Origin of the sequence: Pseudomonas sp. FYR_7 (assembly GCF_043106155.1) — a bacterium.
In the GTDB taxonomy this organism is placed as follows: Bacteria; Pseudomonadota; Gammaproteobacteria; order Pseudomonadales; family Pseudomonadaceae; genus Aquipseudomonas; species Aquipseudomonas parafulva_B.
Genome location: NZ_JBICMI010000078.1, coordinates 1 through 24,717, shown reverse-complemented (window position 1 = coordinate 24,717; position 24,717 = coordinate 1). Strand labels below are relative to the sequence as shown.

Below are 24,717 nucleotides of genomic sequence, written 5' to 3'. Positions count from 1 at the left end.
TCAGCACCCCATTTTCAGCATGTTCCGTGATATGACAGACGCCAACGGCTCCCAGAGCCCATCGAGCATGAAGATCTATTTCCGTCTACTTGGTTATGTCCGACCCTACATCGGCGTGTTCCTGCTGAGTATCCTGGGCTTTCTGATCTTTGCATCGACCCAGCCAATGCTGGGCTACATCCTCAAGTATTTCGTCGACGGCCTGTCCAACCCGGATGCCTCGCTGTTTCCCAACGTCCCGCACCTGCGTGACCTGAACCTGCTGCACACGGTGCCGGCGCTGATCATCATCATCGCTGCCTGGCAGGGCCTGGGGTCGTTTCTGGGCAACTACTTCCTGGCCAAGGTCTCGCTGGGCCTGGTCCATGACCTGCGGGTGCAACTGTTCAATAACCTGCTGAGCCTGCCCAACCGCTACTTCGACCAGAACAACTCCGGGCACCTGATCTCGCGCATCACCTTCAACGTGACCATGGTCACTGGGGCGGCTACCGATGCCATCAAGGTGGTCATTCGCGAAGGCATGACGGTGGTGTTCCTGTTCGGCTCGCTGCTGCTGATGAACTGGCGCCTGACGCTAGTGATGCTGGCCATCCTGCCCCTGATCGCCTTCATGGTGGGCCGTGCCAGCAAGAAATTCCGCAAGCAGAGCAAGAAGATCCAGGTTGCCATGGGCGACGTCACCCACGTGGCGTCCGAGACCATTCAGGGCTACCGCGTGGTGCGCAGCTTCGGCGGTGAAGCCTACGAGCGCCAGCGCTTCCTCAAGGCCAGCCAGAGCAACACCGACAAGCAGCTGCGCATGACCCGCACCAGCGCCATCTATACGCCCCTGTTGCAACTGGTGATCTATGTTGCCATGGCCGTTCTGATGTTCCTGGTGCTGTACCTTCGTGGCGACGCCTCGGCAGGTGACATGGTGGCCTATATCACCCTGGCCGGCCTGCTGCCCAAGCCGATTCGCCAGCTTTCGGAAGTCAGTTCGACCATCCAGAAGGGCGTGGCCGGTGCCGAGAGTATCTTCGAGCAGCTCGACGAGCAGCGGGAAGTGGACAGGGGCACCGTCGAGCGCGATGCGGTCAGCGGGCGCCTGGAAGTTCGCAACCTCAGCTTCACCTACCCCGGTACCGATCGCCAGGTGCTGAGCGACATCAACTTCACCGTCGAGCCTGGGCAGATGGTCGCGCTGGTGGGCCGCTCCGGGAGCGGCAAGTCCACCCTGGCCGGCCTGATTCCACGCTTCTACCACCACAGCAGCGGCGAGATACTGCTCGATGGCGTGGAAATCGAAGACTTCAAGTTGCTCAACCTGCGTCGACACATCGCCCAGGTCAACCAGCATGTGACCTTGTTCAGCGACACCATCGCCAACAACATTGCCTACGGTGACCTGGCCGGCGCGCCGCGTGCCGACATCGAAGCGGCGGCCGAGGCGGCGTTTGCCAAGGATTTCGTCGATCAGTTGCCCAAGGGCTTCGATACCCAGATCGGCGAAAACGGCGTGTTGCTCTCCGGTGGTCAGCGCCAACGCCTGGCCATCGCCCGTGCGCTGTTGAAGAACTCGCCATTGCTGATCCTGGACGAAGCGACTTCGGCCCTGGATACCGAATCCGAGCGGCACATCCAGGCTGCACTGGACCGCGTGATGCAGGGGCGCACCACGTTGGTGATCGCGCACCGGCTGTCGACTATCGAGAAGGCCGACCAGATTCTGGTCATGGATCAGGGCCGCCTGGTGGAGCGAGGCACCCATGCCGAGCTGCTGGCCGCCAACGGCTACTATGCCCGCCTGCACGCCATGGGCCTGGATGAGCCGGCCAAGGCCGACATCACCTGACCCTGCCCGCAAAGGGGGCCCAGCGCCCCTTCTGTTTCGGGGTATTCCTCAGCGCGAACTGGCCCTAAAGCCGCCAGCCACGCTGTGCTAATATCCCGTCCCTGTTCACTATTGTCATATGGGTTGCCCATGAAGTTGTCCATGCCGCGTTTCGATCAAGCCCCGGTACTGGTGGTCGGCGATGTCATGCTCGACCGCTACTGGCATGGCGGTACGTCGCGTATTTCGCCGGAAGCGCCAGTGCCGGTGGTCAAGGTCGATCAGATCGAGGATCGCCCAGGCGGTGCGGCCAACGTAGCCTTGAACATCGCCGCACTCGGCGCGCCGGCTTCCCTGGTGGGCGTCACCGGGCAGGACGAAGCTGCCGACAGCCTTTCCAACAGCCTGCAGGCGGCAGGCGTGCGTTCTGTGTTCCAGCGCATTGCGCACCAGCCGACCATCGTCAAGCTGCGGGTCATGAGCCGGCACCAGCAACTGCTGCGCATCGATTTCGAAGAATCCTTCGCCACCGACCCGGTATCGCTCAGCGCAGAAGTCGACGGTTTGCTCGAAGGCGTCAAGGTTCTGGTGCTGTCGGACTACGGCAAAGGCGCGCTGAAAAACCATCAGGCGTTGATCCAGGCTGCACGGGCCAAGGGCATCCCGGTGCTGGCCGATCCCAAGGGCAAGGATTTCTCCGTTTACCGTGGGGCCAGCCTGATCACCCCCAACCTCAGCGAGTTCGAGAACATCGTCGGGCGTTGTGCCGACGAGGCGGAGCTGGTTGCCAAGGGTTTGCAGCTGCTGCAGGAACTGGACATGGGCGCCTTGCTGGTGACCCGTGGCGAGCACGGCATGACCTTGCTGCGCGAGGGCCATCCGCCCCTGCACCTGCCAGCCCGTGCGCGTGAAGTGTTCGATGTGACCGGCGCAGGCGATACCGTGATCTCCACCCTTGCCGCCGCCATTGCCGCCGGTGAAGAACTGCCCCAGGCAGTGGCCCTGGCCAACCTGGCAGCGGGCATTGTCGTCGGCAAGCTCGGTACTGCGGCGATCAGCGCGCCGGAGCTGCGCCGCGCCATCCAGCGCGAAGAGGGCTCCGAGCGCGGGGTGCTGGGCCTTGAGCAATTGCTGGTGGCAATCGACGATGCCAGGGCGCACAACGAGCGCATCGTGTTCACCAACGGCTGCTTCGACATCTTGCATGCGGGCCATGTGACCTACCTGGAGCAGGCACGCGCGCAAGGCGATCGTCTGATCGTCGCGGTCAATGACGATGCATCGGTCAGCCGCCTGAAGGGCCCGGGCCGGCCGATCAACAGCGTCGACCGCCGCATGGCCGTGTTGGCAGGCCTGGGCGCGGTGGACTGGGTGATCAGTTTCTCCGAGGGCACCCCGGAAAACCTGCTGAGCCAGGTCAAGCCGGATGTGCTGGTCAAAGGCGGCGACTACGGCATCGACCAAGTGGTTGGCGCCGACATCGTCAACGCCTATGGCGGCACCGTGAAAGTGCTGGGGCTGGTGGAAAACAGCTCTACCACCGCCATCGTCGAGAAGATCCGCAAGCACTGACAGGGCAGGGCTGCGTGGTGGTCCTCGGTCGTCAGCCGGCCCTGCTAGCGGCGCGCTGCAGGCCGGCTTCGGTCAGGGCTTGTGCAGTGAGGTACGCGCCCGCTTGAGCAGCGCTCGGGCCTTGGCACCGAACCGTTGCAGGTGAGAGGCGCGGGCTGGCTTGGGCTCCACCAGGCCTTGCTGGCGCACCCAGTCCTTCCAGCGTATGCGTTCCTCGTTGACCACCCAGCCCTCCTGCCGCGCGAAGCTTTCGGCCAGGTACAACCCGCGTGTGCTGGCTGGCACCAGTTCGTCTTTCTTCAAGGTATACAGCTCGGCCAGGGGCTGGCCGTCCTGTAGCGGCATCAGGTACAGGTCCGGGCGCTTGCGGTTCAGCCGCGCCACCAACTGGTCACCCTCCAGGCGTTCGTCCACATGGAACAGGCTGAGTTTCTTGATCTCCCTGGGCACTTGCAGGCGCATGTCGTAGATCAGTTGCAGGGAAGCGGTCGGCAGGTGCACGTAGGCCCGGGGCCGTTCCAGCAGGACCAGGTTACCGCAGTAGACCGGGCGGGCGGCACCGGACTGCGGGGCCAGTTGAAAATGCGGCGTCTCACGGTAGTGCAAGGCTGCTGCATAGGGCACCGGTAGCCAGGTGTCGTTGAAACGGCCGCCCAGCCAACCCTCGGTGGTTTCCAGCAGGCATTCCTCGGCCACTTCCTGCACGGCGGTGTGCAACGGCAGGTTCAGCTCCTGGGCGGGCACGTAGCCTGAGATCAGTTTCAGCACCACGTCGCCACGGTCTTGCCGCCGTTGACGGACCAGCACCCAGTAGTAACGGTTCTGCCAGCTCAGCGTCAGGCGCACCGACACACCCAGGTTGGCAAGCTCAACCGCGAACCGCTGCGGATCTGCCACCGCCACCGGTTTGCGACGTTGCTGGGTCTGGGCGAAATTGAGGGGCATGCCGGTGCCCTGGTAGAGAAGGCTTTCGGCCGTGGCCTCGACATGCAGCGGCAGCGTCTTGAAGTTGCTCGGGTTCTTGCGTATCAGCGTTCGCGCCACGTTGCTCCTCCTTGCGACGGCTCACCTGGCGCGTGGCCAGGCAGACTCAATGCTGGCCCAGGATTCGGGCGACGGTGGCCGCGTTATGGGCCAGGTGCAACGGGTTGATGGTGCCCACGATAGCACTGCTGACGCCTGGGTGGGCGAACAGCAGCTCGAAGCTGGCACGGACCGGGTCGACGCCGGGTGCCAGGCAGGCATGGCCGCTGGCCAGGGCCTTTTTAACCAAGATGGCCTTGCCGTGCTGCGCAGCGTAGTCGAGTACCGGTCGCTCCGCCTGTTCGTTCAGGTTGAAGGTCACCATGGCGCAGTCGCCTTGCTCCAACGCCTTCAAGCCTCCGGCCGCCGTCTTGCCTGAAAAGCCGAAACCCAGGAGCTTGCCTTCACGCTTGAGCGCGGCCAAGGTCTCATACACTTCCTGCTGTTCGAGGATGGCCAGGTCATTACCGTCGGAGTGCACCAGCACCAGGTCGATACGGTCGGTTTCCAGCCGGCGCAGGCTGCGTTCTACCGAGCGGCGGGTGTGGGCTGCGCTGAAATCGAAGCGCGATTGACCGCCGTCGTATTCCTCGCCCACCTTGCTCACCAGCACCCAGGCATCGCGCTGACCCCGCAGCAGCGGGCCAAGGCGCTCTTCACTACGGCCATAGGCCGGGGCGGTGTCGAGCAGGTTGATGCCCAGGTCGCGGGCCTGGCCGAGCAGCAGCCTGGCTTCATCGTCGCCGGGGATGGTGAAGCCTGAAGGGTATTTGACGCCCTGGTCCCGGCCAAGCTTGACCGTGCCCAGCCCCAGGGGCGAAACCTGCAAACCCGTGCTGCCCAGGGGGCGATGCAGGCCGTGGAGAGTTGGCAGGCTCATGGCAGCAGGGTCTCCCACGCAGGCTGGCCCAGCGGCGGGCGCGGCAAGTCGGTCAGGTCGGCCTGGGCCTGGGGCTGCACGGCGTCGCGTTGCAACTGGCGGATAACCCGATCGCTGAAATCAGGTGCCAGGGCCAGCTTGGTAGGCCAGCCCACCAGCAGCCGTTGCTGCTCGGCAAGAAACGCATTGTCCGGGCGCACCAGGCCGGACTGGGCAGGCTCGGCACGGTCCACCCGCAAGGTGGCCCAGTGCAGCTGGCTTTGATCCACCCAGGGCAGCAGGCTGGCCACTTCTTTCTGTGCCGCGGCGATCTGCTCGGCCGGCTCACGGGCCACCCCATCGGCTTCGGCCAGCTCGCCGCCCAGGTACCACACCCACTGTCCGTCGGCGGCCGGGTGGGTGGTCACCGTCATGCGCGGCTTGGGGCCTGCGCCCAGGCAATGGGCATAGAGTGGCTTGAGGTTGGCCCCCTTGACCATCACCATGTGCAGGGGGCGGGTTTGCATGGCGGGCTGCTCGAGGCCCAGTGCCTGCAACAGGTCCGCGATGCCGGCGCCGGCGCTGAGCACGATGCGCTGGGCGCGGATGTCACGCCCATCCACACGTAGGCCCACCAGCTCGCCATCGTCGCGCAGCGGCTCGATGCGCTCGCCTGCCAAGAGGCTGTCACCGGCCAGTTCGGCCAGGTTGGCCAATAGGCTGGGCACGTCGATCACCAGCTCGGCCAAGCGATAGACCTTGCCCTTGAAGGCGCGGTCTTGCAGCGCCGCAGGCAATTGGTCGCCTTTGACCTGATCCACCCGGCCACGCACCGCCTTGCTGGCGAAGAAGCTGGTGAGGTTGCCGGCCAGGGTGCCTGGAGACCACAGGTAATGCGCATCGGACAGCAAGCGCGTGTGGCGCAGGTCCAGTTCGCCGTTGCCCGCCAAGGCTTCGCGCCAGCGGCGCGGCATGTCGGCAATCGCTTCCGAGGCGCCGGTCAAGGCCCCATGCAGCGCGTACTTGGTCCCGCCATGGATGATGCCCTGGGACTTGAGCGTCTGTGCGCCGCCTACCGTGGCGCGCTCCACCAGCACTGTCGAATAACCCAAGCGGCGCAAGCGGGCATTGAGCCAGAGGCCTGCGACCCCGGCGCCGACGATCAGCACGTCAGTGGAAATGGCAGATGGCATGGCGATACCTCGAAAACTGGGACAGCTGGCAAGTATACAGGCTCAGGATCGGATGCACGGGGTGGCGTGCGTCACGCATCCAGAGGCTGCTGCCAAGGCCCGGCTCAATGCCCCGTGGTCTTGGAGAACAACTGGATCACCACCACGCCGCCGACGATCATCGCCATGCCGAGTATCGCCGGGATGTCCAGCTTCTGCCCATAGATCACCAGTGCTGCCACGCTGATCAGGACGATACCGAGCCCAGACCAGATCGCGTAGGCGATGCCCACCGGAATGCTGCGCACCACCAGCGTCAGCATCCAGAACGCGATGCCGTAACCCACCACCATCAGCAGCAAAGGCAATGGCGTGCTAAGGCCTTTGACGGCCTTCATGGAAGCGGTGGCGACGACTTCGGCGCAGATGGCAATCGCAAGGTAGGTGTAGGCATTCATGACGGTTCTCCATTCGATGGGCGCATTCTAGGCCGTACTCGGATGCGGTAAAGTCATTACCTATCTGGCAAGGAGATAGGTGGATGGCCGAGCAATGGAGTCTGGATCAGCTGCGCACGTTCCTGCGGGTGGCTGAGCTGCGTTCGTTTTCGGCGGTTGCACGCGAACAGCACAAGGCTCAGTCAGCGATCAGCAGCGCCATCGCCCTGCTCGAAGCGGACCTTGGGGTCACCTTGTTCGAACGCAGCAGTGGGCGCCAACCGAAGCTCACCGCAAACGGCGAAGCGCTGCTTGCCGATGCCCGTGAGCTGCTGCGCCAATGCGAGCGCCTGGCCGGGCGGGCCCTGGCACTGATGCGTGGCCAGGAAGCACTGCTGCGGGTGGCGCAGGATGAGGCGATGCCGTATCAGCCTGTCATCGACAGCCTGGATGAGCTGGCAACCTGTTACCCCTTTCTGCAAGTGCAACTGGCCAGCGGCGCTCAGGGCGATGTCGCGCGCAAGCTGGTGGAGCGGCGCGCCGACTTGGGGTTGTTCTTTCACCACGAGCGCATACCGGCGTCGCTTGAACGGCGGGCCTTGGGTAGCGTGGAAATGGTCACAGTCTGCGCCGTCGGCCATCCTTTGGCGCAGGCCGGCCGGGTGGACCGACAGCAACTGGCACGCCATCGACAGCTGCTGATTACGCCCCAGCAGAGCGGTTACCCGGGGGGTGAGGCGATCAGCCCGCAGGTATGGCGGGCCGACAGCTTCTATGCCATGGCCGAACTGCTGATGCGTGGGCTGGGCTGGGCCTGGCTGCCGCGCCATGTGGTGCAGTACCCCACCTACCAGGCGCACATGGTAGAGCTGGCCAGCGACTGGCGGCCACCGGCGCTGGTGGTGGAGCTTGCCTGGCGTCGGGACGAACCGCTGGGGCCTGCTGCGCAGTGGCTGGCCGAGCGCTTTGCGGTGCATTTGCGTGCGATCGGGTAAACTGCGTCGCCATGAACAGAACCCTCTACACTTTGCTGTTTCACCTGGGCCTGCCCTTGCTGGCGCTGCGCCTGTACTTGCGCGCGCGCAAGGCCCCTGCCTACGGCCGCCGCCTCGGTGAGCGGTTCGCCTTCAGGCTACCGGCCATGCGCAAAGGCGGCATCTGGGTGCATGCCGTCTCGGTGGGCGAAAGCATTGCAGCCGCGCCCATGGTGCGCGCCCTGCTCAAGGCCTACCCTGAGCTGCCGATTACACTGACGTGCATGACGCCCACCGGGTCGGAGCGTATTCGCGCCCTGTTCGGCGATGAACCCCGGGTCCAGCATTGCTACTTGCCATATGACCTGCCGTGGGCGGCAGGGCGCTTTCTCGACCATGTGCAGCCAAGGCTGGGCGTGATCATGGAAACCGAACTCTGGCCCAATCACATCCATCAGTGCGCCAGGCGTGGCATTCCCGTGGCGCTGGCCAACGCGCGCTTGTCAGAACGCTCGGCCCGTGGCTACGGGCGGTTTGCCAGGCTGACCCGGCCCATGCTGGCCGAAATGAGCCTGATTGCTGCGCAGACTGAAGTCGAAGCCCAGCGCTTTCTTGCACTCGGAGCGCGTACTGGCTGCGTGCAGGTGACCGGCTCGATCAAGTTCGACCTGAAGATCGATGAGCACCTGGTGCCGCGGGCCCAGGCCTTGCGCCAGCAATGGGCCGCCGCTTCGCGCCCGGTGTGGATCGCCGCCAGCACCCACGATGGCGAAGATGCCCTGGTCCTGCAGGCGCACCGGCAGTTGCTGCAGGTGCATGGGGATGCGCTGTTGATCCTGGTGCCCCGGCATCCGGAGCGCTTTGAGGCGGTCCATGCCTTGTGCAGCCAGCAGTTTGCCACGGTGCGTCGCTCTACCGGGCTGCCGGTGCTTGCACAGACGCAAGTGCTGCTGGGCGACACCATGGGTGAGTTGCTGTTCTTGTATGCCCTTGCCGACATGGCGTTCGTCGGCGGCAGCCTGGTGCCGACTGGCGGGCACAACCCGTTGGAACCGGCAGCCCTGGCGCTACCGGTGCTGATGGGGCCGCACGTGTTCAATTTTCTCGAGATCAGTGCCATGTTGCGCGAGGCGGGCGGGTTGCAGCAGGTCGATGACGCCCAGGGGCTGGCCGGTGCCGTGCAGCGGCTGGTCGAATTACCGCAAGATGCCCGGCGCATGGGTGAGGCGGGCAGGGCGGTGATGAGGGCCAATCAGGGGGCGTTGCAGCGCTTGCTCGAGGGGTTGGAAAAGTTGATGCCCTGAGCTCACCACGGGGGCGATGGCTGCGGTTGGCGTGATCAGGGGCCGCTTTTGCGGCCCATTTTGCAGTTCGGACAGCCCGCCCTCAGGGCCTGCGCTCGAAATTCTTCGCCGCCGCTGCCGCCAGGTCCGGAGGCAGGAAATCCTTGTCCGGGTTGTAGTCGGGTTTCAGGTAGCGCTTGAGGTCCTGCAGGTCTTGCGGGCTCAGCGTACCGGCTGCCTGTTTCAGGCTCAGGTTGTCGAGGATGTAGGCGTACCGGCTGTTGTTGTAGTCGCGCACCGAGGTGTACAGCTGGCGCTGGGCGTCGAGCACATCGACGATGTTGCGGGTGCCCACCTGATAGCCGATTTCGGTAGCCTCAAGTGCGCTCTGGTTGGAAATGATCGACTGCTTGCGCGCCTGCACCTGTTCGACGTCGGTGTTCACCGCGCGGTGCAGGTTGCGGGTATTCTCCACCACCTGGCGGCGCAGGCTTTCGCGCTGCTGCTCGCTCTGGCTCAGGCGTTGGTAGGCTTCGCGTACCTGTGAACTGGTCAGCCCGCCGCTGTAGATGGGGATGTTCAACTGCAAGCCAACGGTGGTCTGCTCCACGTCGCCGCCATAGCGAACACCCAGCGGTGAAGGGTTGCTAAAGCCCAGGTTGTCGTTGTCACCCTTCTGGTATTTGGCCACGGCATCCACGGTCGGGGCGTGACCGGCCTTGCGCTGACGCAGCGTTTCTTGCGCCGCGGACACTGCGTAGTTGGTCGCCAGCAGGTTGAGGTTCTGCCGGCCTGCAGTTTCGACCCAGGCCTTGGCGTCGTTGGGCACGGGCACCTGCACCGGCAGGCTGTGCACCACGCCCTGGATAGCGGTGTATTCCCGGTTGGTCAGGGTGACCAACGCCTCGAAGGCGTCCTGCACCTGACGGTCGGCGATGATGCGGTTGGCGCGGGCCGTGTCGTAACTGGCCTGGGACTGCAGCACGTCGGTCTTGTCCGAAAGCCCCACGTCGAAACGCTCGTTGGACTGGTCGAGCTGACGCTTGAGGGCCGCTTCCTCGGCCTTGCTGGCCGCCAGGTTGTCCTGGGCGCGCAGCACCGCGAAGTAGCTTTGCGCCGTCTGCAGGATCAGGTTCTGCTCGGTGGCAGACAGCTCCAGCGCGGCCTGTTCGTTGAACGCTTCGGCAGCCTGCAACTGGAACCAGCGGTCGGCGCGGAAGATGGGCTGGGCCAGGGTCGCGCTCCAGGCATTGCCGCTGCGGTTGGATGTGATCGAAGGTTCGTCGAGCTTGGTGCGGGTGCTTTGCATTTCGGCACCGGCCGACAGGTTGGGCAGCAAGCCGGCACGGGCCTGGGGCACGATTTCGCGACGCGCGCCGTAGTCGGCGCGAGCGGCGGCCAGATCGGCGTTGTTCTGTACCGCTTCCTGGTAAACGCTCACCAGATCGGTCTTCACCGTAGCCGGCACGTCCGCTGCCCAGGCCATCGTCTGGGACGCACAAGACACGGCCAGGGCCAGTGAGAGTTTGCGCAGCATAGGGGCAATCCTTGTACGAAATGTAATTACTGAACTGTTGAGTTTCGTGTGATGACGCAGTGTAGTGCCACGCGCACCGGGCAACAATCACCCCGGATGCCGTTGATCATTCCCGGGATTGCTCGCTTGGCTTTGCCGGCAACTCCAGTCTAGACTGCGCATGTTCTTGTCGGGGTGCCTTGAAGCAAAGGCTGAGATCGCATAGGTGCGGATCCCGTTGAACCTGATCAGGTTAGCGCCTGCGTAGGGAACAAGATTGCTCGCCTTCCCGGGGAGCCTCTTGTGCCAGGTCCGGGAAAGCATCGGCTGCTTGCAGCCCATGACACCCCGTCTTTGGCACCGCACCCGTCTAGGAGTGCGTCCGCGTCCTTCAGGTTCACCCCGACATTCCACTGCTAGGAAGCCGTCTGGAGAGCCTGTGATGACCCAACAAGAAAAAGCGATGAACCTCAGCGAATCGGCGCAAGTCGATCAGCAGTCCGTGCAGCCGTTTCCGCGCTCGCGCAAGGTTTATGTCCAGGGCTCGCGCCCGGATATTCGCGTGCCGATGCGCGCGATCAGCCTGGCCGACACGCCCACCGATTTTGGGGGTGAGAGCAATGCGCCGGTGCTGGTCTACGACACTTCCGGCCCTTACACCGACCCAGAGGTGTTGATCGACGTGCGCAAGGGCCTGGCCGACGTGCGTTCGGCCTGGATCGACGCACGGGGTGACACCGAGCGCCTGAGCGGGCTGAGCTCCCACTTCGGCCAGCAGCGGCTGAACGACGCCGAACTGGCCAAGCTGCGCTTCGCCCATGTCCGCAACCCGCGTCGTGCCAAGCCAGGCGCCAATGTGTCGCAGATGCATTACGCCCGCCAGGGCATCATCACCGCCGAGATGGAATACGTGGCCATCCGCGAGAACATGAAGCTGCAGGAGGCCCGGGCGGCAGGCCTGCTCGATACGCAGCATGCCGGTCACAGCTTCGGCGCCAGCATTCCCAAGGAAATCACCCCCGAGTTCGTACGTGAGGAAGTGGCCCGTGGCCGCGCCATCATCCCGGCCAACATCAACCATACCGAGCTGGAGCCGATGATCATCGGCCGCAACTTCCTGGTGAAAATCAACGGCAACATCGGCAACAGTGCGTTGGGTTCGTCCATCGAAGAAGAAGTGGCCAAGCTCACCTGGGGCATTCGCTGGGGCTCGGACACCGTCATGGACTTGTCCACCGGCAAGCACATCCATGAAACCCGCGAATGGATCATTCGCAACTCACCCGTGCCCATCGGCACCGTTCCCATCTACCAGGCATTGGAAAAGGTTGGCGGTGTGGCCGAGGACCTGACCTGGGAGCTGTTTCGCGACACGCTGATCGAACAGGCCGAGCAGGGCGTGGACTACTTCACCATCCATGCCGGGGTGCTGCTGCGCTATGTCCCGCTGACCGCCAAGCGCGTCACCGGCATCGTCAGCCGGGGTGGCTCGATCATGGCCAAGTGGTGCTTGGCGCATCACCAGGAGAACTTCCTGTACACCCACTTCGAAGAAATCTGCGAAATCATGAAGGCCTACGACGTCAGCTTCTCGCTGGGCGATGGCCTGCGCCCAGGCTCGATCGCCGACGCCAACGATGCGGCGCAGTTCGGCGAGCTGGAAACCCTGGGCGAACTGACCAAGATCGCCTGGAAGCACGATGTGCAATGCATGATCGAAGGCCCTGGCCATGTGCCGATGCAGTTGATCAAGGAGAACATGGACAAGCAGCTAGAGTGCTGTGACGAAGCGCCGTTCTACACCCTCGGCCCGCTGACCACCGACATCGCCCCTGGCTACGACCACATCACCTCCGGCATCGGGGCGGCCATGATCGGCTGGTTTGGCTGCGCCATGCTCTGCTATGTGACGCCCAAGGAACACCTGGGACTGCCTGACAAGGACGACGTCAAGACCGGCATCATCACCTACAAGATTGCAGCCCATGCAGCCGACCTGGCCAAAGGTCACCCAGGGGCCCAGATTCGCGATAACGCGTTGTCGAAGGCGCGCTTCGAGTTTCGCTGGGAAGATCAGTTCAACCTGGGGTTGGACCCTGACACGGCGCGTGCCTTCCACGACGAAACCCTGCCCAAGGAGTCGGCCAAGGTGGCGCATTTCTGCTCCATGTGCGGGCCGAAGTTCTGCTCCATGAAGATCACCCAGGAAGTGCGTGAATACGCTGCTCGGATCGAAACCGTGGACGTCTCGGTGGAGCAGGGCATGCGCGAGCAGGCCGAGCGCTTCCGCCAGGCCGGCAGCCAGCTGTACCACAAGGTCTGAGGCGCAGCCTTTGGGCCAAGGTGGGTACACCCTACGCCGCGAAGCAGGTAAGTGCTGCAACGCGGTTAGCCGCCTGCCTTGCGCCCACCCCTACAATCACATTGCCGAGTGCGAGCAAGCATGACCACGTCCAGTCTATTCTCCCCCGATCATCCCATCCCCAACGGCCAACGCGTGTTCGGCGGCCGCGACCTGTTTTCACTATGGTTTTCCCTAGGCATCGGCCTGATGGTGCTGCAAGTCGGTGCCATGCTGGCGCCGGGCCTTGGCCTGTCCGGGGCTATCCTGGCCATCGCCTTGGGCACCGGGGTCGGTGTGTTGTTGTTGGGTGCTGCCGGTGTGATCGGCAGTGACACCGGTTTGTCCGCCATGGGTACGCTCAAGCTCAGCCTGGGGGCGCAAGGTGCGCGCTTGCCAGCGCTGCTCAACGTATTGCAGCTGATAGGCTGGGGCGCCTTCGAGATCATCGTCATGCGCGATGCCGCCAGCCTGCTGGGTGCACGAGCCTTCGGTGAGGCCAGCGTGTGGAACAGCCCGGTACTGTGGACGCTGTGTTTCGGCGCGCTGGCCACCGTGCTTGCGGTCAGCGGGCCGTTGGCCTTCGTGCGCAAGATCCTGCGGGCCTGGGGTATCTGGCTGCTGCTGGGCGCCTGTGCCTGGCTGACCTGGAACCTGTTCGCCAAGGCTGACCTGGCGACGCTGTGGCAACGCGGCGGGGATGGGTCGATGTCGCTGGCCGTGGGCTTTGACATCGTCATCGCCATGCCCTTGTCGTGGTTGCCGCTGATTGCCGACTATTCGCGGTTTGCCCGTGACGGCAGGCAGGTGTTCGGCAGTACGGTGGTGGGGTACTTCATCGGCAACACTTGGCTGATGAGCCTGGGGGTGGCCTACACCCTGGCCTTCGCGGCGCAGGGCGAAGTCAATGCCCTGCTACTGGCGCTCGCCGGGGCTGGCATGGGTATTCCGTTGTTGCTGATTCTGCTCGACGAATCGGAAAAAGCCTTCGCCGATATTCATTCGGCAGCGGTCTCCGCCGGGGTGCTGGCACGCGTGAAGGTAGAACACCTGGCCCTGGCCATCGGTGTGTTGTGCACGCTGATCGCCCTGTTGGCACCGCTTGCGCAGTACGAGAACTTCCTGCTGCTGATCGGCTCGGTGTTCGCCCCGCTGTTCGGCGTGGTGCTGATGGACCATTACTGGGTTCGCCGTCGCAGCGTTCCAGCCCATGTAGGGGCGCTGCACTGGCCGGCATTGCTGGCATGGGCGGCTGGGGTGGCGGCGTATCACATCATTGCCGCCCAGGCGCCGGACCTGGGCGCGACCCTGCCGGCGTTGGTGCTGGCAGGGGTGTTGTATGGCGTGTTGAACCTCAGCCGCGGCCGGGGAACAGTTCGGGCTTGATCACACCATTGAGGCGTGGGTAAGGGATTTTCAGCTCCACATGGCCCATGGAATACGGCGCGATGGCGTACACCTCGTACTTCACCACCACCGCGCCGTAGGTCAGGGCGATATGGGGCGAGCGTTTGAATGGCCAGGTCTTGATGAACTCGGCATCCTTGTCCATGCCGACACTGATCAGCCAGGCGCGGTGCGATTCCTCCACCGTCTTCCAGAACGTTTCTTCCTGGCCCGGGACCAGCATGTCCTGCAGTGTCAGGACCTTGTCCAGCTTGCGTGAATAGTTGATGAAGGCACGACCTGGCATGCCATGGGCGCCACCGGTATCCAGGTAGCTGGACAGCTCGATGATCACCAGCCCGTCATGCTGTTCGCGTACCTTGGCCTGCAAGTAGCTGCTGTTGCGCTTCTCGGCGCTGGCCAGGTAGTGCTGTTCGTAGGCTTGCAACGTGGTCGGTGCTGCCGCGTGCTGGTTGTCCTCGGTCAGCTGCAGCAGGCGCTTTTCGACAATACCGTCGAGCTTGGGCAACGCCGGGAAATGCACGGTGTCAATATTCACCAACGGGCAATCACGCTCGCTGCAGCCTGGCTTGACGTGCTCCCAGGCTTCGCGCTTGACCTCGAGCGGTGCTCGGTAGTTGGGGGCGAACAGGCTCTGGCATGCGCCCAGCGCCAAGGCCAGCACAGCGATGGATGTCAGTTTGACGAGTGTCATGATGATCCTTGCAAGAACAGGGAAAAGTCGGCCTTTGACCGTCGGCATGGCCTTCAGTTCGCCACTAAGCTAACAGAGACCGGGCCCGCTGTGCCATGTACGCCAACGGTTGTCGCCGGGGGGTGAAACGTGCCAGCGTGCAGAGTAGGATGGCGCGATGCAGCAGCGATGCAACGAGGATTTTCATGTCGGATACGTTGAATTCAGTGCCCCAGGCGGTCGAGATCGTCAAGCGGGACAAGTGTTTCCAGGGCTTTTACAGGCTCGACAAGCTGCACCTTCGCCATGAGCTGTTCGCCGGTGGAATGGGCCGGGAAATCAGCCGTGAGCTGTTCGTGCGCCATGACGCGGTGTGCGTTTTGCCGTACGACCCGCAGCGCGATGAAGTGGTCCTGATCGAGCAGTTTCGTGTGGGCGCCCTGGACAAGGTCGCCAACCCCTGGTTGATCGAGATGGTCGCCGGGCTGATCGACAAGGACGAGCAGCCAGAAGAAGTGGCCCACCGTGAGGCCGAGGAAGAGGCCGGCCTGACGTTCAGCGCGCTGTGGCCGATGACGCGCTACTTCCCTTCGCCAGGCGGCAGTGACGAATACGTCCACCTGTTCCTTGGCCGCTGCAGCGCCGAGGGTGCCGGTGGCCTGCACGGGCTGGAGTCTGAAGGCGAGGATATCCGGGTGCGCGTGTGGTCGTTCGAGGATGCCTTGCAGGCGGTACGCGACGGGCGCATCTGCAATGCCGCGACCATCATCGGCTTGCAATGGCTCGCCCTGAACCGCGACGAAGTTCGAGGTATGTGGAAGTGAACCTGCTGCGCGAGCGCTACCGGGTCGACCTGGCCGGATTGCAGGCCGCCTGTGAGGCCAACTATGCCCGGCTGATGCGCCTGCTCCCGGACATGCGCACCACCCAGAGCTCGCGTAGCATCGGCATGACCCAGGGCGACCAGATGCTGGGCGTGCTAGTGCTCGACGTGGTCCTGGCCTGCCCCTACACCACCACGCTGCGCATACGCCAGGAGCACAGCCTGCCCTGGCTGCCGGTCCCGGTCATGGAGGTGCAGGTTTACCATGACGCCCGCATGGCCGAAGTGGTGAGCGCCGAGCACGCCAGGCGTCTGCGCAGCATCTATCCTTACCCCAACGCCGCCATGCACCAGCCGGACGAAAAAGCCCAGCTGAACCTGTTCCTGGGTGAATGGCTTTCTCACTGCCTGGCCTGCGGCCACGAACTGGTAAGCGCTCGCTGAAAGGAGACGGCCTTGCCGCACTCGAACCCTGCCGGCACCGTTAACGTGGTGCACCTGACCGACGCCCATCTGTTCGCCAGCCCCGAGGGCAGCATGCTAGGCCTCAATACCCGCGACAGCCTGCGCCATGTGGTGCGGCAGGCATTGCGCGAGCAGAGCGACACGCACCTGTTGTTGTGCACGGGGGACTTGTCCCAGGACGCCAGCGTTGCTTCCTACGCGGCCTTTGAGCAATTGACCGCAGGCTTTGCTGCGCCGGCGCGCTGGCTGCCGGGCAACCATGACGAAGCGCAGGTGATGGCGCAGGTGGCGCCTGAGTTAGTGCAGCCGGTTACCGACATCGGGGCCTGGCGCATCGTCATGCTCGACACGGCAGTGCCAGGAGCGGCCCATGGTTGGCTGCAGGATACCCAGCTCAGCCTGCTGGAAACTGCATTGCGCACGTCAGGGGAGCGCCACTGCCTGGTGTGCCTGCACCATCAACCGGTCGACATCGGCTGTGCATGGATCGCCCCCATCGGCCTGCGCAACGCCGATGCGCTGTTCGCCGTGATCGATCGTCACCCCCAGGTGCGTGCGCTGTTGTGGGGGCACGTGCATCAGGAATGGGATCAATGGCGCGGCGACCTGCGGCTGCTGGCCACGCCTTCGACCTGCATCCAGTTCGCCCCAGGCAGTGAAGATTTCGAGGTAAGCCAGCAGCATCCTGGCTATCGCTGGATCCGCTTGCAGACTGATGGGACGGTGGACACGGGGGTGGAGCGGGCGCTGGATTTCGAGGTCAGGCTCGATTTCGATAGCCCGGGGTATTGAACTGCGCGGGCTGTCCTGCACGCGCTCTCCAAGCGAACCCAGTCCCGTGCGGCCTTTGTGCCGCGATGGGGCGCGCAGCGGCCCCAGGATTTCAGCTTCGCAGCAGATGTCGCCGGGGCCGCTTTGCGGCCCATCGCGGCCGGTCCGGCGCCCCGGCAAGGCCGCTTCCACCCTAACCGTGTCACCATAGCTGCCAGTAGTCTCAGTGACTCTCCACCTGCCCATAGCGGAATGTGTTTCAGAAAAACCGGCGCGGCGCCAAAACCTTGCGAACGCGATACACTGCGCGTCCCTGCGCCTGCCTACAGGCGCAACGCTACAGCTTCCGGGGGCAGCATGTCGGGTTCCATCCTCTATATACACGGCTTCAACAGCTCGCCGTTGTCAGCCAAGGCCAGGCAGCTTCAGGCCGTCATGCAGCACCTCGGGCTGATCGACCGGCTGCGCCTGCCAGCGCTGCATCATCATCCCCGCCAGGCCATCGAGCAGCTTGAAGGTTGCATCGCCGAACTGGGCGCGCCGTTGCTGGTGGGCAGTTCACTGGGCGGCTACTATGCCACCTACCTGGCCGAGCGCCATGGCCTCAAGGCCTTGCTGGTCAACCCCGCCGTAGGGCCGCACCGCCTGTTCGACGGCTATTTGGGTACCCAGCACAACCATCACACAGGCCAGGCGTGGGAGTTGACCCTTGACCACGTCCAGGCGCTGGCCGAGCTGGAGGTCCCGCCCCCTACGGACCCAAGCCGCTACCAGGTATGGTTGCAGACCGGCGACGAAACCCTGGACTATCGCCACGCCGAGCGGTACTACCGCCACTGCGCGCTGCGTATCCAGGCCGGTGGCGACCACAGCTTCCAAGGCTTCGCCGAGCGCCTGCCGGCCCTACTGGCCTTCGCCGGTGTTGCCCCGACGCAGTACGCTGCACTCGATTTTTCTGTATTTTGATTTTTTTGCATTCACCAGACTGACGACGAGACCCCATGGCCAATCCCAGCGCTAGCGCCTATAACGCAGACGCCATCGAAGTCCTCTCGGGCCTTGACCCGGTTCGCAAGCGGCCGGGCATGTACACCGACACCAGCCGCCCCAACCACCTGGCCCAGGAAGTCATCGACAACAGTGTCGACGAAGCCCTCGCCGGCCACGCCCGTTCGGTGCAGGTCATCCTGCACGCCGACCATTCGCTGGAAGTCAGCGACGATGGTCGCGGCATGCCAGTGGACATCCACCCTGAAGAAGGCGTGTCGGGCGTCGAACTGATCCTCACCAAGCTGCATGCCGGCGGTAAGTTCTCCAACAAGAACTACCAATTCTCCGGCGGCCTCCATGGCGTCGGTATTTCGGTGGTCAACGCCTTGTCCACGCAGGTGCGCGTGCGGGTGAAGCGTGACGGCAACGAATACCAGATGACCTTTGCCGATGGCTTCAAGTCAAGCGAGCTGGAAGTGGTCGGCGCGGTCGGCAAGCGCAACACCGGCACCAGCGTCTATTTCAGCCCCGACCCCAAGTACTTCGATTCCCCGCGGTTCTCCATCAGCCGGCTCAAGCACGTACTCAAGGCCAAGGCCGTGCTCTGCCCAGGCCTGCTGGTCAGTTTCGAGGACAAGGCCAGCGGCGAGAAGGTGGAATGGCATTACGAAAACGGCCTGCGCTCCTACCTCGTGGATTCGGTCAGTGACTTCCAGCGCCTGCCCGACGAGCCGTTCTGCGGCAGCCTGGCCGGCAACAAGGAAGCGGTCGACTGGGCCCTGCTGTGGCTGCCCGAAGGGGGCGACAGCATTCAGGAAAGCTACGTCAACCTGATCCCCACGGCCCAGGGCGGCACCCATGTCAACGGCCTTCGCCAAGGCTTGCTGGACGCGATGCGTGAGTTCTGCGAGTTCCGCAACCTGCTGCCCCGTGGCGTGAAGCTGGCCCCGGAAGACGTCTGGGAGCGCATCACCTTCGTGCTGTCGATGAAGATGCAGGACCCACAGTTCTCCGGGCAGACCAAGGAACGCCTTTCCTCGCGCGAAGCCGCTGCCTTCGTCTCAGGCGTGGTCAAGGATGCCTTCAGCCTGTGGCTCAACGCCCACCCGGAGCTGGGCATGCAGCTGGCCGAGTTGGCCATCAGCAACGCCGGTCGCCGCCTGAAGGCCAGCAAGAAGGTCGAGCGCAAGCGCATCACCCAGGGCCCCGCACTGCCAGGCAAGCTGGCCGATTGCGCGGGCCAGGACCCGATGCGCGCCGAGCTGTTCCTGGTCGAGGGCGACTCGGCCGGTGGTTCGGCCAAGCAGGCGCGTGACAAAGAGTTCCAGGCGATCCTGCCGCTGCGCGGCAAGATCCTCAACACCTGGGAAGTGGACGGCGGTGAAGTGCTCGCCAGTCAGGAAGTGCACAACATCGCTGTCGCCATTGGCGTGGACCCAGGCGCTACCGACCTGGCGCAGCTTCGTTACGGCAAGGTGTGCATCCTGGCCGACGCCGACTCCGACGGCCTGCACATCGCCACCCTGCTGTGCGCGCTGTTCGTGCAGCATTTCCGGGCACTGGTCGAAGCCGGTCATGTGTATGTGGCCATGCCGCCGCTGTACCGTATCGACCTGGGCAAGGAAATCTACTACGCCCTGGATGAAGCCGAACGAGACGGCATTCTCGACCGCCTGGTGGCAGAGAAAAAGCGCGGCAAGCCGCAGGTCACCCGCTTCAAGGGCCTGGGCGAGATGAACCCGCCCCAGTTGCGCGAAACCACCATGGACCCCAACACTCGGCGCCTGGTCCAGCTCACCCTGGACGACGTGCAGACCACATGCGAGCTGATGGACAAGCTGCTGGCCAAGAAGCGTGCCGGGGACCGCAAGGCCTGGCTGGAAACCAAGGGCAACCTGGCAGAGGTCATGGTTTGATTCGTTGGCTCCTGGCGGCTTGCCTGCCGCTGGTGGCCTTGCCGACCCTGGCAGACACCTGGCCTGAACTTGAACTGATCGGCGAGCATCCCGTCGATGGCATGCGTGCCGGTAACCTGTCGGGCCTTGCGCAATGCCGGGGTAGCTTATGGGGTGTCTCGGACCGGGACGACGATCGCCTCTACCGTTTCGAACTCAAGGACGGTGCGTGGCAGGCACAGGCAGTGGCGTTCGACCCACCACCGGTGCCGGAGAGCGGCTTGCCGTGGGGGCTGAAGATGCGGACCTGGCTGGCGTCGTGGCTGCGCGGTGGCGACCTTGATTTCGAGGGCATCACCTGTGACCAGGCCGGCAACCTGTACCTGGTCAGCGAGGCGCATGCCGCCGTGCTGCAACTGCCTGTTTCGGGCGCGCCGCACTGGCTGAAGATCGATTCGGCCATGGTGCGCCAGGCACGGGCCAGCGGCATGCTGCTGAACTTCAATGCGCTGTTCGAAGGCGTGGCCGTCAACCCTGCCGGCGATCGCCTGTGGCTGGCTGGCGAGCGTGAGCGCCGTGGGCTGGTGGCCATCGAGCGCCAACAGTCGGTGTGGGCCTGCGGGCGACGCTGCGTCCTGTTCAGCGAAGCCGGTGTAGAGATGCAGCCGCCGCAGCTACCCGATGCGCGACCGGTTTCGCGAGACTTTGCCGACCTGGCCTGGTTCGACGGCAAACTGTTCACGCTCGAGCGCAATGCCTATCGCATCTGTCGCCGCGATGCCGACAGCGGTCAGATCGAGCGCTGCTGGTCGTTTGCGGCCGACGCGTTGACCGAGCCACGGCGCTATGGCCAGCTGTTCGGTGTGGCCGAGGCGCTAGTGGTCGACGCCGAGGGGGCGTGGATCGGCCTGGACAACAATGAAGGCGCGCGTGCCGATGGCGAGCGCCGGCCGATCGTCTGGCGCTTTGCGGCCCCTGCCGGCGGCTGGAGTGCCAAGCCGTGAGCCAGGCACCGGGCAAACGGGCGGGCAGGGTGCTGATGATCCTGGCCTGGGCGGCGGCGCTGTTCCTGGCCACGCGCTTCTTCGGGCAATGGGAAGACCGCCAGCGCAACCCCAATGCGCAGGTCCAGTCCTCCCATGGACAAGGGTTTGTCGAGGTGCGCCTGCTGGGCAATGGCCAGGGCCACTTCGTCGCCGATGGCGCCATCAATGGCCAGGTGGTGCATTTCATGCTCGACACCGGTGCCACCGATGTTGCCATACCCGAATCCCTGGCCGACGGCCTTGCGCTCAAGCGTGGCAGCCCGGTAACCGTCAGCACCGCCAACGGTCGCACGCAAGGCTATCGCACCCGGCTGGACAGCCTGCAATTGGGCGATATCCACCTGCGCGACATTCGCGCGATCGTGGTGCCGGGCCTGGATGGCACCACTGTGCTATTGGGCATGAGCGCCCTGAAACAACTTGAATTTACCCAGCGCGGCGGCACCATGCTGCTGCGCCAGAACCTGAAATGACGAGGCTCGCATGAGCGAACTACAAGACAGTCTGGACGGCGTCGAACGCCGCTCGTTGGCTGACTTCACCGAACAGGCCTACCTCAACTACTCCATGTACGTGATCATGGACCGGGCCTTGCCGCATATCGGCGACGGCCTCAAGCCTGTGCAGCGGCGCATTGTCTACGCCATGAGCGAGCTGGGCCTGGACGCCGATGCCAAGCACAAGAAGTCGGCGCGCACCGTGGGCGATGTGCTCGGCAAGTTCCACCCCCACGGGGACTCGGCCTGCTACGAGGCCATGGTGCTGATGGCGCAGCCCTTCAGCTACCGCTACACCTTGGTGGACGGCCAGGGCAACTGGGGCGCGCCGGACGATCCCAAGTCGTTTGCCGCCATGCGTTATACCGAAGCACGGCTGTCGCGGTATGCCGAGGTGCTGCTCGACGAAGTCGGCCAAGGTACCGTGGATTGGGTGCCCAACTTCGACGGCACCTTGCAGGAACCGGCGGTGTTGCCCGCGCGCCTGCCCAACATTCTGCTCAACGGCACCACCGGCATCGCCGTGGGCATGGCCACCGACGTGCCGCCGCACAACCTGCGCGAGGTGGCCAGTGCCTGCGTGCGCTTGCTCGACGAGCCAAAGGCCTCCATCGAGCAGTTGTGCGAGCACATCCAGGGGCCCGATTACCCGACCGAGGCAGAGATCGTCACGCCTCGGGCCGACATTCTCAAGATGTATGAAAGCGGGCGCGGTTCGATTCGCATGCGTGCAGTGTACCGGGTCGAGGATGGCGATATCGTCGTCACGGCGTTACCGCACCAGGTGTCCGGCGCCAAGGTATTGGAGCAGATCGCCGCACAGATGCAGGCCAAGAAGCTGCCGATGGTCGCTGACCTGCGCGATGAGTCCGATCACGAAAACCCCTGCCGCATCGTCATCATCCCGCGCTCCAATCGCGTGGATGCCGACGAGCTGATGCAGCACCTGTTCGCCACCACCGACCTTGAAAGCAGCTACCGGGTCAACGTCAACATCATCGGCCTGGACGGCCGCCCGCAACTGAAGAACCTGCGGGCGCTGCTGCTGGAATGGTTGGAGTTCCGTACCGGCACTGTCCGGCGGCGCTTGCAGCATCGCCTGGACAAGGTCGAAAAACGCCTGCACTTGCTGGACGGCTTGCTCACTGCCTTCCTCAATCTGGACGAAGTGATTCATATCATCCGTACCGAGGAACATCCCAAGCAGGCGCTGATCGCCCGCTTCAACCTCACCGAGATCCAGGCCGATTACATCCTGGAAACCCGCCTGCGCCAGCTCGCCCGGCTGGAAGAGATGAAAATCCGTGGCGAGCAGGACGAGCTGCTCAAGGAGCAGGCCAAGCTGCAGGCACTGCTGGGCAGCGAGGCGAAGTTGCGCAAGTTGGTGCGCAGCGAATTGATCAAGGATGCTCAGACCTATGGCGATGACCGACGCTCGCCCATCGTGGCGCGGGCAGAAGCCAAGGCGCTCTCGGAAAACGAGCTGATGCCGACCGAGCCCGTCACGGTGGTGCTGTCGGAGAAAGGCTGGGTAAGGTGTGCCAAGGGGCATGACATCGATGCCACTGGCCTGTCTTATAAAGCCGGGGATGGGTTCAAGGCCGCGGCCGCAGGGCGCTCGAACCAATTTGCCGTGCTCATCGACTCCACCGGACGAAGTTATTCGGTGGCCGCCCACAGCCTGCCGTCAGCCCGTGGCCAGGGCGAGCCCCTGACCGGGCGCCTGGCGCCGCCACCGGGCGCCACTTTCGAGTGCGTGCTGCTGCCCGAAGACGATGCGCTCTACGTGGTGGCTTCCGATGCCGGCTACGGGTTCGTGGTCAAGGGTGAAGACCTGCAGGCCAAGAACAAGGCTGGCAAAGGGCTGCTCAGCCTGCCCAACGGCGCCAAGGTGATGACGCCGCGACCGGTGGCCAACCGGGAGCAGGACTGGTTGGCAGCGGTAACCACCGAAGGCCGTCTACTGGTGTTCAAGGTCAGTGATCTGCCGCAGTTGGGCAAGGGCAAGGGCAACAAGATCATCGGCGTGCCCGGTGACCGGGTCGCCAGCCGGGAAGAGTACGTCACCGACCTTGCCGTGGTGGCCGAAGGGGCCACGCTGGTGCTACAAGCCGGCAAGCGGACCCTATCACTCAAGGGCGATGACCTGGAGCACTACAAGGGCGAACGTGGTAGGCGCGGCAGCAAGTTGCCCCGTGGCTTCCAGCGGGTCGATGGGCTGCAGGTCGAATTGCCCGGCTGAGCATCCGACAGGCCCGCAATGGCGATTTCACCGCCGTTGCGGGCAGAAATGCTGGAGTCGGGCACTTATTTCGCGGATGATATGCCCCCCTGCGGTGCCGGCGTAGCCGTGTGCCCGTTTGAATCCATACGTATCACTGCGGCGTGCCTGAAGGCAGCCGCCTGGATGGGATGATGAAATTTCTGCGCCTTCCCTTTGCGCTGTTGATGACGGGTCTATTGGGCCTTGGCGGGTGCACCATGCACCAGCCGGTTGCCTTGTACCAGCTCGACAGCGGTGATCCTGGCCAGCCGTCGCAACATGCGGGCATGGCCGTCGTACTCGGCCCGGTTTCGGTGGCCGACTATCTGCAACGTGAGACGTTCCTGCAACGCCAGGCCGACGGCAGCCTCAGTGCTGCGACCGACGGGCGCTGGGCAGGCAGCCTGTCCTCGGATATCGACCAGTTGCTGGTGCGGCAGCTGGCTTGGCGTCTGGACAGCCAGCGCGTGGTGCTGGCGCCGGCGACGGCAGGTTTCAGCCCGGACGTGCAAGTGCTGCTATCGATCACGCGACTGGACTCTGGCAAGAACCAACCTGCGGTTCTGGATGCACAATGGCGTGTGCTCGACCGCCGTGGTCAGGTGCGTGACAACCGCATCGTACATTTAGAGCAGAAGCATGAAGGCAGCGAGGCCTCGCAGGTCCAGGCGCAAGGGCAACTGTTGCAGAAGCTGGCCGAGCAACTAAGCACTGCGGTCAAGCCGTTGGCAAACCAGCCGGCCATTGCCGAAGCCGCACCCAAGAAGCCTGCAGCGCCTGTGCAGGTCAAGAAGCAGCCCGAGAAATCCAAAATCCCGATGGCCTCGCCGATTCGTACCGACATGGAAGTGTATCGGTTCTGATCGAAGACCAGCCATGAAAAAGCCCGCATCA

General features: G+C 64.1%; 21 protein-coding genes and 1 riboswitch. Of the genes, 15 read left to right on the top strand and 6 right to left on the bottom strand.

What is annotated here, in order from left to right; genetic code table 11:
- Window positions 1–31: 31 nt before the first annotated feature.
- On the top strand, window positions 32–1,837 hold the full coding sequence (gene msbA, locus ACF8R3_RS19825) for a lipid A export permease/ATP-binding protein MsbA (RefSeq protein WP_392516045.1): 1,806 nt from the start codon (window positions 32–34) through the stop codon (window positions 1,835–1,837).
- A gap of 129 nt (window positions 1,838–1,966) precedes the next feature.
- Window positions 1,967–3,388 (top strand): bifunctional D-glycero-beta-D-manno-heptose-7-phosphate kinase/D-glycero-beta-D-manno-heptose 1-phosphate adenylyltransferase HldE, encoded by a 1,422-nt coding sequence (gene hldE / locus ACF8R3_RS19820; RefSeq protein ID WP_023532960.1) that lies wholly within the window; start codon window positions 1,967–1,969, stop codon window positions 3,386–3,388.
- A gap of 72 nt (window positions 3,389–3,460) precedes the next feature.
- On the opposite strand, the gene ACF8R3_RS19815 is transcribed toward hldE, so the two are convergent.
- The 4 genes from ACF8R3_RS19815 to ACF8R3_RS19800 all read right to left on the bottom strand — a co-directional run bounded on the left by ACF8R3_RS19815 (window position 3,461) and on the right by ACF8R3_RS19800 (window position 6,900).
- A complete protein-coding gene (locus ACF8R3_RS19815; protein ID WP_197844734.1) occupies window positions 3,461–4,432 on the bottom strand; it encodes a metal ABC transporter ATPase in 972 nt (323 codons plus the stop codon).
- 46 nt (window positions 4,433–4,478) lie between these two features.
- Window positions 4,479–5,291 carry an aldo/keto reductase gene (locus tag ACF8R3_RS19810; protein ID WP_058638911.1) on the bottom strand — a complete coding sequence of 271 codons (813 nt, stop codon included), beginning with the start codon at window positions 5,289–5,291 and terminating at the stop codon, window positions 4,479–4,481.
- Window positions 5,288–6,463, bottom strand: a complete 1,176-nt coding sequence (locus ACF8R3_RS19805; RefSeq protein WP_058638912.1) for an FAD-binding oxidoreductase — start codon at window positions 6,461–6,463, stop codon at window positions 5,288–5,290. The genes ACF8R3_RS19810 and ACF8R3_RS19805 overlap by 4 nt, the downstream gene beginning before the upstream one ends.
- Before the next feature lie 104 nt (window positions 6,464–6,567).
- Entirely contained in the window at window positions 6,568–6,900 is a 333-nt protein-coding gene (locus tag ACF8R3_RS19800; RefSeq protein WP_058638913.1) for a multidrug efflux SMR transporter, read from the bottom strand.
- Window positions 6,901–6,983: 83 nt separating this feature from the next.
- On the opposite strand from ACF8R3_RS19800, the gene ACF8R3_RS19795 reads away from it, so the two are divergent.
- Window positions 6,984–7,874, top strand: a complete 891-nt coding sequence (locus ACF8R3_RS19795) for a LysR family transcriptional regulator (RefSeq protein WP_392516044.1) — start codon at window positions 6,984–6,986, stop codon at window positions 7,872–7,874.
- 11 nt (window positions 7,875–7,885) lie between these two features.
- Entirely contained in the window at window positions 7,886–9,157 is a 1,272-nt protein-coding gene (waaA, locus tag ACF8R3_RS19790) for a lipid IV(A) 3-deoxy-D-manno-octulosonic acid transferase (RefSeq protein ID WP_196124466.1), read from the top strand.
- 82 nt (window positions 9,158–9,239) lie between these two features.
- Here waaA and ACF8R3_RS19785 read toward each other — a convergent pair whose 3' ends face one another.
- Window positions 9,240–10,673 (bottom strand): TolC family outer membrane protein, encoded by a 1,434-nt coding sequence (locus tag ACF8R3_RS19785; protein ID WP_058638916.1) that lies wholly within the window; start codon window positions 10,671–10,673, stop codon window positions 9,240–9,242.
- A 160-nt stretch (window positions 10,674–10,833) separates the two neighbouring features.
- Window positions 10,834–10,940, top strand: a riboswitch (TPP riboswitch).
- Between the two features lie 154 nt (window positions 10,941–11,094).
- Between ACF8R3_RS19785 and thiC the strand changes: the two genes are divergently transcribed.
- Together thiC and cytX are read left to right on the top strand one after the other, a co-directional pair.
- The gene (gene thiC, locus ACF8R3_RS19780; protein WP_058638917.1) at window positions 11,095–12,975 is read left to right on the top strand and encodes a phosphomethylpyrimidine synthase ThiC; all 1,881 of its coding nucleotides are present in this window, start codon (window positions 11,095–11,097) and stop codon (window positions 12,973–12,975) included.
- Between the two features lie 120 nt (window positions 12,976–13,095).
- Window positions 13,096–14,379, top strand: coding sequence for a putative hydroxymethylpyrimidine transporter CytX (gene cytX / locus ACF8R3_RS19775; protein ID WP_392516043.1), 1,284 nt, complete (start codon window positions 13,096–13,098; stop codon window positions 14,377–14,379).
- Here the strand turns inward: cytX and ACF8R3_RS19770 are convergent.
- Window positions 14,348–15,094: an RsiV family protein gene (locus tag ACF8R3_RS19770; RefSeq protein WP_058638919.1), complete on the bottom strand. Its 747-nt coding sequence runs from the start codon at window positions 15,092–15,094 to the stop codon at window positions 14,348–14,350. The genes cytX and ACF8R3_RS19770 overlap by 32 nt on opposite strands.
- 185 nt (window positions 15,095–15,279) lie before the next feature.
- On the opposite strand from ACF8R3_RS19770, the gene ACF8R3_RS19765 reads away from it, so the two are divergent.
- The 9 genes from ACF8R3_RS19765 (at window position 15,280) to ACF8R3_RS19725 (ending at window position 24,686) form a co-directional block, all read left to right on the top strand.
- Window positions 15,280–15,897 (top strand): NUDIX domain-containing protein, encoded by a 618-nt coding sequence (locus tag ACF8R3_RS19765; protein WP_023532940.1) that lies wholly within the window; start codon window positions 15,280–15,282, stop codon window positions 15,895–15,897.
- The gene (locus tag ACF8R3_RS19760) at window positions 15,852–16,340 is read left to right on the top strand and encodes a DUF1249 domain-containing protein (RefSeq protein ID WP_205885101.1); all 489 of its coding nucleotides are present in this window, start codon (window positions 15,852–15,854) and stop codon (window positions 16,338–16,340) included. Before ACF8R3_RS19765 ends, ACF8R3_RS19760 begins: the two co-directional genes overlap by 46 nt.
- A 12-nt stretch (window positions 16,341–16,352) precedes the next feature.
- A complete protein-coding gene (gene cpdA / locus ACF8R3_RS19755) occupies window positions 16,353–17,153 on the top strand; it encodes a 3',5'-cyclic-AMP phosphodiesterase (protein WP_392516042.1) in 801 nt (266 codons plus the stop codon).
- 336 nt (window positions 17,154–17,489) lie between these two features.
- A complete protein-coding gene (locus tag ACF8R3_RS19750) occupies window positions 17,490–18,098 on the top strand; it encodes a YqiA/YcfP family alpha/beta fold hydrolase (protein WP_058603997.1) in 609 nt (202 codons plus the stop codon).
- A gap of 35 nt (window positions 18,099–18,133) precedes the next feature.
- Window positions 18,134–20,038: a DNA topoisomerase IV subunit B gene (gene parE, locus ACF8R3_RS19745; protein ID WP_392516041.1), complete on the top strand. Its 1,905-nt coding sequence runs from the start codon at window positions 18,134–18,136 to the stop codon at window positions 20,036–20,038.
- On the top strand, window positions 20,035–21,021 hold the full coding sequence (locus tag ACF8R3_RS19740; RefSeq protein ID WP_392516040.1) for an esterase-like activity of phytase family protein: 987 nt from the start codon (window positions 20,035–20,037) through the stop codon (window positions 21,019–21,021). Before parE ends, ACF8R3_RS19740 begins: the two co-directional genes overlap by 4 nt.
- Window positions 21,018–21,536 (top strand): TIGR02281 family clan AA aspartic protease, encoded by a 519-nt coding sequence (locus ACF8R3_RS19735; protein ID WP_058638923.1) that lies wholly within the window; start codon window positions 21,018–21,020, stop codon window positions 21,534–21,536. The genes ACF8R3_RS19740 and ACF8R3_RS19735 overlap by 4 nt, the downstream gene beginning before the upstream one ends.
- 10 nt (window positions 21,537–21,546) lie before the next feature.
- Window positions 21,547–23,802: a DNA topoisomerase IV subunit A gene (parC, locus tag ACF8R3_RS19730; RefSeq protein ID WP_196121424.1), complete on the top strand. Its 2,256-nt coding sequence runs from the start codon at window positions 21,547–21,549 to the stop codon at window positions 23,800–23,802.
- 173 nt (window positions 23,803–23,975) lie between these two features.
- Window positions 23,976–24,686, top strand: coding sequence for a membrane integrity-associated transporter subunit PqiC (locus ACF8R3_RS19725; protein ID WP_023532908.1), 711 nt, complete (start codon window positions 23,976–23,978; stop codon window positions 24,684–24,686).
- The last annotated feature ends 31 nt before the right edge of the window (window positions 24,687–24,717 follow it).